12 protein-coding genes and 1 tRNA gene are annotated in these 12362 nt (G+C 39.5%); 12 read left to right on the plus strand and 1 reads right to left on the minus strand.

What is annotated here, in order from left to right:
• Window positions 1–514: 514 nt before the first annotated feature.
• Window positions 515–1255: a helix-turn-helix domain-containing protein gene (locus IGJ17_RS03935; RefSeq protein ID WP_422705371.1), complete on the plus strand. Its 741-nt coding sequence runs from the start codon at window positions 515–517 to the stop codon at window positions 1253–1255.
• Between the two features lie 13 nt (window positions 1256–1268).
• Window positions 1269–1664 carry a hypothetical protein gene (locus tag IGJ17_RS03940; protein ID WP_422705370.1) on the plus strand — a complete coding sequence of 132 codons (396 nt, stop codon included), beginning with the start codon at window positions 1269–1271 and terminating at the stop codon, window positions 1662–1664.
• 525 nt (window positions 1665–2189) lie between these two features.
• On the opposite strand, the gene IGJ17_RS03945 is transcribed toward IGJ17_RS03940, so the two are convergent.
• Window positions 2190–2262 (minus strand) — tRNA-Lys (locus IGJ17_RS03945).
• Between the two features lie 78 nt (window positions 2263–2340).
• Between IGJ17_RS03945 and IGJ17_RS03950 the strand changes: the two genes are divergently transcribed.
• From IGJ17_RS03950 to IGJ17_RS03995, 10 genes are all read left to right on the plus strand, one after another.
• Entirely contained in the window at window positions 2341–2577 is a 237-nt protein-coding gene (locus IGJ17_RS03950) for a helix-turn-helix domain-containing protein (RefSeq protein WP_010747603.1), read from the plus strand.
• 60 nt (window positions 2578–2637) lie between these two features.
• Window positions 2638–3825, plus strand: a complete 1188-nt coding sequence (locus IGJ17_RS03955; RefSeq protein ID WP_223347065.1) for a tyrosine-type recombinase/integrase — start codon at window positions 2638–2640, stop codon at window positions 3823–3825.
• A 494-nt stretch (window positions 3826–4319) separates the two neighbouring features.
• Window positions 4320–4886, plus strand: a complete 567-nt coding sequence (locus tag IGJ17_RS03960) for a DUF1836 domain-containing protein (protein ID WP_034872437.1) — start codon at window positions 4320–4322, stop codon at window positions 4884–4886.
• Window positions 4879–5739 (plus strand): DegV family protein, encoded by an 861-nt coding sequence (locus IGJ17_RS03965; protein WP_005225280.1) that lies wholly within the window; start codon window positions 4879–4881, stop codon window positions 5737–5739. Before IGJ17_RS03960 ends, IGJ17_RS03965 begins: the two co-directional genes overlap by 8 nt.
• Before the next feature lie 132 nt (window positions 5740–5871).
• Window positions 5872–6576: a response regulator YycF gene (gene yycF, locus IGJ17_RS03970; RefSeq protein WP_010747607.1), complete on the plus strand. Its 705-nt coding sequence runs from the start codon at window positions 5872–5874 to the stop codon at window positions 6574–6576.
• Between the two features lie 3 nt (window positions 6577–6579).
• Window positions 6580–8421, plus strand: coding sequence for a cell wall metabolism sensor histidine kinase WalK (gene walK / locus IGJ17_RS03975; RefSeq protein WP_008377228.1), 1842 nt, complete (start codon window positions 6580–6582; stop codon window positions 8419–8421).
• A complete protein-coding gene (locus IGJ17_RS03980) occupies window positions 8418–9728 on the plus strand; it encodes a YycH family regulatory protein (protein ID WP_005237392.1) in 1311 nt (436 codons plus the stop codon). The genes walK and IGJ17_RS03980 overlap by 4 nt, the downstream gene beginning before the upstream one ends.
• Complete coding sequence (locus tag IGJ17_RS03985; protein WP_005237391.1) at window positions 9729–10583, plus strand: two-component system regulatory protein YycI; 855 nt, start codon at window positions 9729–9731, stop codon at window positions 10581–10583.
• A 55-nt stretch (window positions 10584–10638) separates the two neighbouring features.
• On the plus strand, window positions 10639–11445 hold the full coding sequence (locus IGJ17_RS03990) for an MBL fold metallo-hydrolase (RefSeq protein WP_005231151.1): 807 nt from the start codon (window positions 10639–10641) through the stop codon (window positions 11443–11445).
• Between the two features lie 42 nt (window positions 11446–11487).
• A complete protein-coding gene (locus IGJ17_RS03995; protein WP_008377233.1) occupies window positions 11488–12225 on the plus strand; it encodes a MurR/RpiR family transcriptional regulator in 738 nt (245 codons plus the stop codon).
• Window positions 12226–12362: the final 137 nt, after the last annotated feature.

Raw genomic sequence — 12362 nt, forward strand, 5'->3', positions numbered from 1 at the left:
AAGTTTAAAGAAGTTCAATAAATAAGTAAAAAGAAAAAATTAGGATCTGTGTCTCCAAAGGCATCAATTAACACTTATAAAGTGGAGGTTAGGCGTTCGAAAAAATTAGGTGACATTTTGATTATTAAAAAGTATTTTGGCAGGACTTCGTGAGAAGATATGAAGTTTTGTTATTTATATTAAATAGTTATTTTTAATTCGTTTATAGAGTTTTTTATCGGTGTTATTTCTTAATAAGTGATATATTTTACTGAAAATTGGATTGTATATTGAATCGATTAAAAAGAAAAATTATATGCTGATAATTTAGCATTGATGGATTGAAATATTTAGAAGTGATAATAATAATTTGTAATTTGAATCAATAATTTTGCGTTTTTAATCATCATTATTTGAAAGCGTTTTATTAATTTATTTTTTATGATAAAAGTGAATTAAGAAGTTGATGAACACGTACAGAATATGTCAACTTTTACAAATAAAGTGAGTAGCATAATGTAGGAGGGTGAAAAGAATGATAGAAATCAAAAACATCTATTATACAAATGGTAATAACTATTCTCCAAATGATCATTGCGAAAATGGTTGGGCTATCCTGTTGACGAAGAAAGGACTGTACATGGAGAAATCTGAGGTGGGAATAATTCTGATAGAATCTCATATGATTTTTCAATATCTTTCGCAGAGCCTATTGAATCAAATCATTATTGTCGAGTTGAATTTGTTCTGCGAGCCTTCTTCAAACTATATTAAAAAGATTGATCTGATAATCAATCAAGAGTTATCTAGCTTAATTCAATTACTTTTTACAAGGTTTGAAACGAGAGATCGAACGTATGTAGTGAATCCCGCTATCGAAATGATAATAAGAAAGACATTTAGATTGAATCTTTCAACGCTGAAAGAATACTTTGAAATATTTAAATTAATAGCATTTATACAAGAGAATTTATCTGGAAATTTGACCGTTAGTGACTTGGCGGAGTTTATGCATATGTCTAAACCAACTTTAAATCGATTTTGTATGAATAAAATAAATAAAGTGCCTCAGGATTTAATTAATGATATCAAAATTACGTTGGCGAAAAATTTGTTGGAATCGACAGATGAAAAAATTTTTGAGATTGGCGAGAAAACTGGTTTCTTTAACGCTAGTGCATTTACTATTTTTTTTAAAAGGGAAACTGGGGTATCTCCAAAAGAATATAGACAAAATTATTTTAATTCTTGGAAAGAGCATAGCTTAACTATTTAGAGGTGAAAGTGATATGGGAAGTAGAGAAATAGAAGCTCGTATAATAGAAATCATGGATGAGATTGTTACTTTATCAAAAGAATATGTTTTGTTAAAGAATCATAGATTTGACTACGACAAGAAAGTTTCGCAGGAGAGAGTTTATGAAGAATATTTAAGAGAGAATGATTACCAAAAATATAAGAATAATTATGACATTATTTCGTTATATATAGCTTCTTTTTTAAAAGAAAAAGGTATTCCAACTAGATCTAAAACTATTTATGAATACTTGGTGAAAGAAAAGCTAGTATCTATATCTTATAGTAATTTGCAAAGCAACTATCTTAAGAGGATGCACGATGATGCTCAGATTAATGTTGAGCGAGCATATAGGGGATATTATCAATATAGAAGAAAATCAAAATGAACGATAAATTTATCTAGTGGTGTCTTTAGTCACTAACAATTAATTGAAGATAGGGGGCATACTATTCTTTTAGAATCACTAGTCTTTGTGTTTTGGATCATCTACTTTTCAATATGTGTCATTCTAGCCTGTACTTATATATCTTCTGAAAAAAATTTGGTAAAACTATTTTAGAAAGGAACGCTTTCGTTCTTTTATTGCTCATTGATAACAGAATAGCCCATTTTCTAAATTCTTTTCAGTGATTAAGTAGCAGGCAACTTTTGGCGCCAAGATCTCTTAGATTTGAAGGAGCGATAGATCAAAAGTTGTGACTAAAGCATGGAAACTTTAGGCAAAGAGATAATTGTTGAAGATAATGATACTCACGTAAGCGTCCCGCTGATGAACAGGGGGAGGAGGAGACTCCTGTGTACCTTTTCCAAGGTGGTTTAGAAAATGTTTTAAATAAAAAAAGGAACAGCATAAATGTTTTCGAAATGCTTTCGCACCAACATTTACCTGTTCCGTGGGTTTGGCACCCAATGGGCCATGAAGGACTCGAACCTTCGACACCTTGATTAAGAGTCAAGTGCTCTACCAACTAAGCTAATGGCCCAAAATTTATTACTTTGATATAGTATCACTATTTTAAAATGTTGGCAACAATAATCTATGGTTTTTTTAGGAGGTAAAAATGGATCGAAACATTTATGACGTCATGTTTGAGAACTATAAAGATCTGGTTGGAATAAATGAATTGAGAGAAATGTTAGGAGGGATAGGTAGAAATAAAGCTTATGGGTTACTAAAAGCGAACAAGATAAAACATGTCAAGATAGGCAGCAACTACAAGATTCCTAAAAAGTGTGTGATCGAATACTTACAAGATGCCCAAAATGTGGCAGATGAGCATACGCAGGCTATGGTATAATACAGGTGTTAGAATTGCGTTTTCCATAGCTTGCTTTTTTCAGTTTTAGGAGGATTTGAATTGAAATTACGAGCGAATATTGTAGAAAAAAGAGGAACTCTCCAAGTTGTTGTAACAATAAAAGATGATTTTGGAAAAACTTCTCAACGATGGAGAGATACCAAACTAAAAAAGAAAGGAAATAAGAAAAGAGCTGAAAGAATAAAAGACCAATTTATATCTGAGATTGAGCAAGAAATTGCTATGAAACAAGAGGATTATCTTGTTTTAAAACAGGAAAGAACCGAAACACCTTTTGTCGATTACCTATATAGTTATCTTGAAACTGCTAAACCACAACTGTCTAAAACGTCTTACTTTAGTTATAAACGTTACATCGATATCAGGATAAAGGATTATTTTGGACCAAGTGGAATTATGTTATCTGATTTAAAACCGGTCCACTTGCAAAGGTTCTATCAAAAAATATTAGACGATGGGTGCACTGGAAATACTGCTCTACACTATCACGCCTTTATTAGAAAAGCTTTACAGGAAGCTTTTATGACAGAACAGATAGATAAAAATATTGCTGACCGTGTACGTAGACCAAAAAAGGACTCCTTCGTGCCAAACTTTTACACAAAGGATGATGTGCTAAAACTACTTCAAATATTCAAAGGTGAGAAGCTCTATCCAATAATTCTATTAACAGTATTTTATGGATTTAGGAGAAGTGAAGTTTTAGGGCTTAAATGGGATGCGATTGATTTTGTGAATAAGACGATTACCATTAAACATGTAGTTTTGGAAAATAAAGAAGACTTAACAACTGTTCTTAAAGAAGACAGAACTAAAAATGCTTCCAGCTATCGTTCTGTTCCTTTAATAGAAACAGTTGAAGAGGAGTTGGTGAAATTAGCTAGGTGGAAGGAAAAAAATAAAAAGCTTTTCGGAGCTGAATATAATTACGAAGACGACGATTACCTCTTTACCATGGAAAATGGCAATATCATAAGACCAGATTTCGTTTCCAAACGATTTGCGAAGGTAATCAAGAGAAACAATATAAAAAGGATACGATTCCACGATTTGAGACACACAACCGCTTCTATAATGATTGGAAATGGTGAGCACATGAAGAAGGTTCAAGAGTGGCTTGGTCACGCCTCTTATACGACAACTGCTAACCTTTACGCACACCTTGATCCAAGCTTTAAATATGCTTCTGCAGAAAATTTAGCTAATACATTTGGATTCAAAAAATAAATAACAAAAAAGACTTGATCAAAATTGAATGGCAAGTCTTTGAACGATTACTATTAAAAAAAATCTGTCATTTTGTTGGCAAATTGTTGGCAATAAAATGGCTTGAAGATTATCAACTAAGTAAATCTCATTAAAACCTCTACATATCAACTTTTATAAACATACCTCTACACAAGAGGGCAGGTGATTAAGAGTCAGCTGCTCTACCAACTGAGCTAACGGCCCGTACCAAAAGTACTTCATTATCTTAGCACTCCGGTGTTTAAAAATCAATCATTCTTTTGAAAAAAATGTGCGCTTTTTTCAGTTGGAAAACAGGGGTTATCTTAAAAAAACACCATTCGTTCCCCAATTTCAAATGATAGGAAATTCTTAAAAGATTGATCAGATTGCTTTAAAAACTCAGAAAACCGTGATAAAATGTATCTAGTTATCGAAACTAGATGATTAGTTTGTGATAATCTAACCTTCTGTTAGTCAAAATGGAGGATGACATGGAAAAATTACAATCGGACATGAAAACATGGGGTGAATCGCTGCTGGAATTCCATCTGCCTAGGTGGGAAGAGTTGCCAACCCTGGAACTGTATATGGATCAGGTAATCACTTTGATTGACCAATATTTATCACCTGTGATCCAAACAGAAAAACATCCGCTATTGACCTCTTCTATGGTCAATAATTATGTCAAAAAAGGGATGATCCCCGCACCAGAAAAAAAACGTTACAACCAAAAGCATCTCGCATTTTTGATCGCGATCACGATGCTGAAGCAAGTGTTGACAATTCCAGAAATAAAGACAGGCATCCTTTTTCAAGGGAAAGCTGTCGGAATCAGAAATGCCTATAATGTATTTTGTGAAGAACAAGAAAAAGCAATTCATCTTGTTGGCAAAGAAGCAATGGGAGAGCCCGAGCAAATGGCATCGGAACCAATCCCGATTGAATTAGTGGCCATGAAAGGTGCAACGCGTTCCTTTGCTAATAAATTGTTGGCAGAAAAAACCATCGAATTAGAAGTCATTTATTTAGAAACACATAAAGGAGAAGCCCATGAATAAAGAGAAAATTGCCCTATTAGTTGATTCAGGTACCGATGTTCCCGCACAGATCATGGAGCAATACGGCATGTATATGCTGCCATTGCAAATTATTTACAAGGATCGGACCTATACCGATAAAGTTGATATTACTGCCGAAGAAATTTACGAACGTTTGCCGCAAGAGATTCCTAGTACTTCATTACCTGATGGCGCGGCGATCGGGGAAATCTTTGATCGGATCAAAGCCGATGGGTATGAAAAAGTCTTTGCTGTAACCATCTCCAGCGGATTGAGTGGAACGTTTAATGTTGTTCGCCTGTTAGGTGAACAACGGACGGATCTTGAGGTTTTCGTGCTTGATACGAAAAATATCGGAATCGGTGCAGGGCTGCAAGCGATTCGTGCAGCAGAACTGTTAGAAAAAGGCGTGACTTGGGAAGAACTGCGGGCACAATTAACGAATGAAGTGCCGAAAAACAAAGTCTTTTTCAACGTAGCTACCTTAGAGTATTTACAAAAAGGCGGCCGCATCGGTCTGGTCGCATCCATCTTAGGCAATGCCTTGAAATTGAATCCAATTATCTCTTGTAATGAAGAAGGGATCTACTATACGGTCGCAAAATCTCGTGGACGGAAGAAAAGCTTGGACAAAACCGTTGACTTGATCAAGCAATTCATCGGTGATCATCGCCATGTGCGTTTAGCTGTGGCGCAAGGTGATGCACTGCAAGAAGCCAAAGAAATGAAAGCACGATTAGAAGCCGAATTTCCTAAGGTCAAAGAAATCTTATTTGGACAAATTTCTCCCGCATTAGTCGTCCACACGGGTCCTGGGTTGTTAGGGATCGGTATCCAGCTTTTAGAAGAGTAAAAAAGAAAGGCCCCGTGCCTTTCTTTTTTTGTGCTTTCCTTAAGAATAAGGCCGCGGTTTTTGGGAAAGATGAAAAGCCCGTTTAAATAATGTATAATAAGTAAGAAACCAAAAAAAATTGAGGTGACATTTTTGAAAAAGATCCTAGTCGTGGACGATGAGAAACCAATTTCTGATATCGTCAAATTTAATTTAACCAAAGAAGGATATGAAGTATATACCGCCTATGATGGAGAAGAGGCATTAGAAAAAGTAGCCGAGGTCGATCCTGATCTGATTTTGCTTGATTTGATGCTACCAAAAATGGATGGATTGGAAGTTGCACGGGAAGTGCGCAAAACCCATGACATGCCGATCATCATGGTCACAGCCAAAGATTCTGAAATCGATAAAGTACTAGGCCTTGAGCTTGGTGCGGACGATTATGTAACCAAACCATTTTCAAACCGGGAATTGGTGGCCCGCGTCAAAGCCAATCTGCGTCGCGGCTCGGCAGCTGCGAAGGAAGCAGACGACAATGCCAACAGCGAATTAACGATTGGTGATTTAACGATTCATCCCGATGCCTACATGGTCACTAAAAATGGTGCAGCCATCGAATTGACGCACCGGGAGTTTGAATTGATGCACTACTTGGCAAAACATCTTGGTCAAGTGATGACCCGAGAACATTTATTGCAAACTGTCTGGGGCTATGACTACTTTGGTGATGTCCGAACCGTTGACGTGACGGTGCGCCGTTTGCGTGAAAAAATCGAAGACAGCCCGAGCCATCCAAACTATTTGGTTACTCGTCGCGGAGTGGGCTATTACTTGCGGAACCCAGAACAGGAATAAGCTATGAAAAATAAGGTTCGCTTTTTTCAATCGGTGAACTTCAAAATCGCCCTGACTTTTATCTTGATCTTATTGATTGCGATCCAGATTATCGGGGCGTATTTTATTCGCGAATTGGAAAGAACAACGGTCGATGCCTTCAAACGCGACATGGAGGCACGGGCCAGCACGTTAGTGGTGACATTAGGCTCTGAATTGAGTCGCATGGATAATGATGACGGATTGGATTGGGATTCCATGAATGCTTCCTTGAATCGAATCTTAACGAGTACCAACTCTTCAGAAATTTTGGAGATGCGGGTGGTGGATGAGCAAGGGATTATTCGTGCAACCACCAATATCAATGATCGTGGCTCGGTGGGTGAAAAAAATGATTACCGTGATTACGATACGAACCGCAGTGAAGTCCTTTATGATGAATCCAGCGGTCAGCGGGTGTTCAATATCGTCCAGTCGATCCAATCACCGACTGGGGATACCGTTTTAGGAACCCTTTATTTACGGAGCAATCTAGAGTCAAAGTACAATGAAGTCAGTACGACGGCGGTCATTTTTGTTACCGCCTCGCTGATTGCGGCAGTGATTTCGATCATTGTGGCACTATTGGTCTCTCGTTCGATTACCCAACCAATTGGAGAGATGCGGGAACAAGCGATTCGCATCGCTAAAGGAGATTATAGCCGCAAGGTCGCGATTCATGGAAAAGATGAATTGGGACAATTGGCGGAAACCTTCAATCAACTAGGAGAACGAATCGAAGAGACTCAAGAGGCGATGGAGTCCGAGCGAAATCGCTTGGATAGTGTCTTATCCCACATGACAGACGGCGTTGTTGCCACCGACCGACGAGGCAAAGTCATTACCATCAATGAGATGGCGATGTCCTTGTTGAATGTCACAAACGAAGAAGCGATCGGGCAGTCGATTTTGACGTTATTGGAAATCGATGAAGAATACACGTTACGAAAGCTTTTGGAAAATCCTGAAGACATGCTTTTGGAACGTCCTAGCAATGATTTGACGGGAACAAATCTGATCTTGCGCATTGATTTCTCCATGATCCGTCGAGAGTCCGGGTTCATTTCCGGTCTAGTTGCGGTAATGCACGATGTCACGGAACAAGAAAAAAATGAGCAGGAACGGCGAGAATTTGTCTCCAACGTTTCCCATGAGTTGCGAACACCTCTAACGAGTATGCGTAGTTACATCGAAGCGCTGAGTGAGGGTGCTTGGAAAGATCCAGAAATTGCGCCGAACTTTTTGAAAGTGACTTTGGATGAAACGGATCGAATGATTCGCATGATCAATGACCTGTTGAGTCTGTCGCGGATGGATAGCGGCAATTCGCAACTGCAGTTGGAATACATCAATTTCAATGAAATGGTTAATTTCGTGTTGGATCGTTTTGACATGATGGTGACGAATGAAAGCAAAAAATATTTGATTCGTCGGGAGTTCACCAAACGAGAATTGTGGGTGGAAGTCGATACGGACAAAATGATCCAAGTGATCGACAACATCATGAATAATGCCATCAAATATTCGCCAGATGGTGGGATTATTACGGTGAAATTGATGGAGACTCATAACAACATCGTCCTTAGCATCAATGACCAAGGACTAGGAATTCCGAAAAAAGATCTCACGAAGATCTTTGATCGTTTTTATCGAGTCGATAAAGCTCGAGCCCGCCAACAAGGAGGCACCGGCTTAGGGTTGGCGATCTCACGTGAAGTCATCAAAGCTCATGGCGGTGCGATTTGGGCGGAAAGTCGAGAAAATCGCGGGTCAACATTTTACATCATGTTGCCTTATGAACCGTATGAGGAGGATTGGTGGGTATGAGAATCTCAGAAAAAATCATTCGAGCAGGTTTGATCGTGATGATCGCCTTGAGTTTTTATTTCTCCTATATGATTTGGCTAAATCCGACCGGGTTCAACAATGCCAGCACCGAAACAGATACTGGCGTCAATCCTTCGGTTCAAACCTACAAACAAAAAAGTGATTTGTTTTTGCCCCTATATCTGACATGGAATGACGAAGAGGATATCAAAGAAACCAACTCTGAAGCGGTGATTCGAGAGATCCAAGAGGTGATCAACGAGGCAACGATCAGTGATTTGACCCTGCGAACCTATGGTGAAGAACAGGCTTTTTCGAAAGCCCAAGAGGTCGATCAAGGAATATCCTTAAACTACTATACGACGTTTTACTTGAAAGATTACGAGAAAACCTTTGATAAAGAACTGTCCTTAGAGGACGAAAGTGAAACAGAGGATTTTCCGTTTTCTCGCATCCAGTTTGATCTTGAAGAAAATACGATCCAATTTGTTGACTTTACCCATCAACGAGTAGTTCGAGGCAAGATCGACTGGGATAAAAGCCAAGTAAAACACTTACTAGCAGACAATCCTCGGGAATGGACGGCAATGAGGACTGATCAAGAACGATCCAGCAATCAATACTATACGCAGGATTCGATCAAGCTAAAAAAATACAGCTACTATTCTTCGACACAGTCTCAGAGTTTGTTCCGAGAAGCCTTTTTCAGCAATCCTAAAAATGTCAAGATCAACGACGAAAGTGTCGATACCTACTATTATGAAGGTGGGCAAAACATGACTGTCTTGCAAGATCAGCAGCAAGTCAAGTTTGAAACCACCACAGACGGTTCCGATGAAATGGATCTGGCAATGTTGAGTGCGGATTACATTATTCGTCTAGGCAATAACTTTGGGACGATCCGCTATTTTGATCAACAAGACAAACACTTGGATTATCGGGTTTTCGTCGAAGGCTATCCAGTCTTTAGTACTGGCGGCCAGGGGGTGATCAGTGTCGCTTTTTCAGAAAGTGGTCAGACCGGCAGTCGTGAAATGACGATTTCTGCCAGCTTGAATGCGATCCAAGTGCCGATTCCTTCTGAAACGGAGATTGAATTGCCTTCTAGTTTGTCAGTCAAAAATGATTTGATTGCGGCAGGGGCTGACCCAGCGTTGTTGCAACAGATCATCGTCGGCTATCAATGGGGGGAGATCAAAGATGCACCACTGGTTGATTTGACACCTGCTTGGTATGTCAATTATGACTCGTCTTGGATTAGCTATGATGCATTAATGACAAAATTAGCAGAAACGGAGGAGAATTAATTGGATTTTAAACGAATCGAATGGATTTTTTTCCTCGCTTTTCTTGGTCTGAATGTCTTTTTATTCAATGTTTATAGTGAGGCTCGCAGCGAGCATCAGATGGTTTCACAATCAAACCAAACGATTCCTATCGAACAACGACTCGATTCTGAGGACATTCGGTATTCTGGTGAATTATCAGACGAGGTCTTGAGTGGCTATTATTTGAGCGGTGAACAGACGGATTTTGAGGCAGAACTACGAAATCCGCAACTCAATACTCAGTTCAAAAGAGGGTCGACGGTCAAAGGGCAGCAGTTGATCCATGTCTCAACCAATGGCTTTTATATCAGTGATGATTCTCAAACGGAAGAAACCGTCAATGGTTTCTTGCAACGTAAAGACCAAGTCCTGTTTGGGGATGAATATGACTATTTGGAAAACCTCTCTGTCTTGAACGCCAATCATCCGACGGTGGTGGCGGTCCAGTCGTATGAAGGCATTCCTTTCAATGACAGCTCAAGTCGGATCGATATCACCTTAGAACAAACGGATGATCTACTGCAGATTGCCCGTTATACGCAAACACATATCTCCAATATTACGCCTCTAAGGGAAAAGATGACGGTCTATTCAGAAAAAGAAGCAGTAAATACGCTTTATCTGAACAACAAGCTGCCAAGTCACTCGAAAATTCTCTGGACGGAATTAGCCTATACGATGATTTTGAAGGTTAGGGAAAAAAATGTGTATATTCCTGCATGGTTTATTGCTTTCCAATTAGATGGCGATGACACCATCCAAATCGAAACGGTCAATGCCTTTAGCAATCGGATCATCACGAATAATGCCGTTCAAAAGGTAGAAAATCCATAAAAAAGCGGGTATAATGGAACTCGTTGAAACAACCAGAGAGGAAGTCACGTAAACCATGATGAAGGAAAATGCCTTTCAAGTAAGTATTCTAGCCAGCGGAAGCTCAGGGAATTCGCTCTATATCGAAAGCAATAAAAAGCGGATCTTAGTGGATGCCGGTTTGAGCGGCAAGAAGATCACTTCATTATTGGATGAAGTAGGGCGCAAACCAGAAGACTTGGATGCCATTCTTGTGACCCACGAACATCGGGACCACATCCACGGTGTTGGAGTACTGGCACGAAAATACAAACTTGATGTCTATGCGAATACAAAAACATGGCAAGCGATGGATCCAATGATCGGTAACGTCGCTGTCGAGCAAAAACATATCTTTGAAATGGGAAAAGTGCTGACCTTGGGTGACTTGGACATTGAAAGCTTTGGCGTCTCTCACGATGCTGCAGCGCCGCAATTTTATCGTTTCCATAAAGACGGCAAATCATTCGTGATGTTGACGGATACCGGTTATTGCAGCGATCATGTGCGAGGCATCATCAAAGGCGCCGATGCATACCTTGTAGAAAGCAACCATGACCTAGAAATGTTGCGAATGGGTCCTTATCCATGGAGTCTCAAGCAGCGGATTCTTGGAGATCGCGGTCACTTATCGAATGAAGATGGCGCACTTGTCATGACGGATATCTTGACCGACAACACCAAACGGGTCTATCTTGGTCATTTAAGTAAAGAAAACAACCTGAAAGAGTTGGCGCACTTAACGATGGTCAACACCATGAAAGAACATGATCTAGGTGTTGGAGAAACGTTTGAAGTCTATGATACCGATCCTGACAAAGCGACGGAATTATTTGCGATCTAATCGATCATCAGAGCGATGAATTTGTTGGGTGGAGGCAGTGGGATGTTTGATGAAGAAAAAATCAAGACTTTGAACGAGCTTGAAATGGCAGTTTATAAATACATTGTCCAGCATTTTGAAGAGATCGATCAGCTGACGATTCGCGAATTGTCAGCTGCATGCCACGTCTCAACGTCGACGATTTTACGATGTATCACGAAATTGGGCTATCGAGGATATTCAGAGTTAAAGTATGCAATCTGTCAAAAAAAGGAACAAGACGCACGAGCGTTTGATCTTTTCTATGATGCAACGATTCAAGTCAATACATTCTTAAAAAAAGTCAATAATGAAGATTACCGTAAGTTTATCCAGCCGGCAGTAGAATTGATTCTTTCCGCACGCCATGTGGCGTTTTCCGGTATCGGCACAAGCGGCATTCTGGGCACCTATGGCAGTCGCTATTTTGCCAACTTAGGCATTAATGCTTATAGCATCGTTGATCCCTTTTTGCCAGTACCGTCTCGTGGAATGGAAAATACGTTAGCAATCATTTTATCGGTGTCGGGTGAAACCATTCAAATGATCAAGCAAACGGAAGACTTCAAACGCTATGGAGCAAAAGTACTCAGCATCACCAATGATGAAAAATCGACGATCGCCCAAATGGCAGACTACAATATATCGTATTATATGCCCGTCGTAAGTGGCGGAAAAGAAGTCGATTTGAACCTGACAACGCAAGTCCCGGTGATTACACTGATCGAACTTTTAGCCCATCAAGTCTACAAGCAAATCTAAGCGATCGTAAAAAAACAGCTTCGGCTGTTTTTTTTGTTGGAACATGTTTCATAACTTAGAAAAGCTATAGGCAAGGGGAATATTATCCATTAAGATTTATTTGTAAGCGAATTCACTGGCCGGTGGATGGAATTTTA

The sequence above is a fragment of the Enterococcus sp. DIV1096b genome (genome assembly GCF_050498765.1).
Taxonomy (GTDB): Bacteria; Bacillota; Bacilli; order Lactobacillales; family Enterococcaceae; genus Enterococcus_D; species Enterococcus_D entomosocium.

Coding starts and splice junctions, on each gene's coding strand:
- IGJ17_RS03995 (WP_008377233.1), top strand. CDS start 11,488: ATGTTTGATGAAGAAAAAATCAAGACTTTGAACGAGCTTGAAATGGCA.
- IGJ17_RS03940 (WP_422705370.1), top strand. CDS start 1,269: ATGGGAAGTAGAGAAATAGAAGCTCGTATAATAGAAATCATGGATGAG.
- IGJ17_RS03960 (WP_034872437.1), top strand. CDS start 4,320: ATGGAAAAATTACAATCGGACATGAAAACATGGGGTGAATCGCTGCTG.
- walK (WP_008377228.1), top strand. CDS start 6,580: ATGAAAAATAAGGTTCGCTTTTTTCAATCGGTGAACTTCAAAATCGCC.
- IGJ17_RS03965 (WP_005225280.1), top strand. CDS start 4,879: ATGAATAAAGAGAAAATTGCCCTATTAGTTGATTCAGGTACCGATGTT.
- IGJ17_RS03980 (WP_005237392.1), top strand. CDS start 8,418: ATGAGAATCTCAGAAAAAATCATTCGAGCAGGTTTGATCGTGATGATC.
- IGJ17_RS03990 (WP_005231151.1), top strand. CDS start 10,639: ATGATGAAGGAAAATGCCTTTCAAGTAAGTATTCTAGCCAGCGGAAGC.
- IGJ17_RS03935 (WP_422705371.1), top strand. CDS start 515: ATGATAGAAATCAAAAACATCTATTATACAAATGGTAATAACTATTCT.
- IGJ17_RS03950 (WP_010747603.1), top strand. CDS start 2,341: ATGGATCGAAACATTTATGACGTCATGTTTGAGAACTATAAAGATCTG.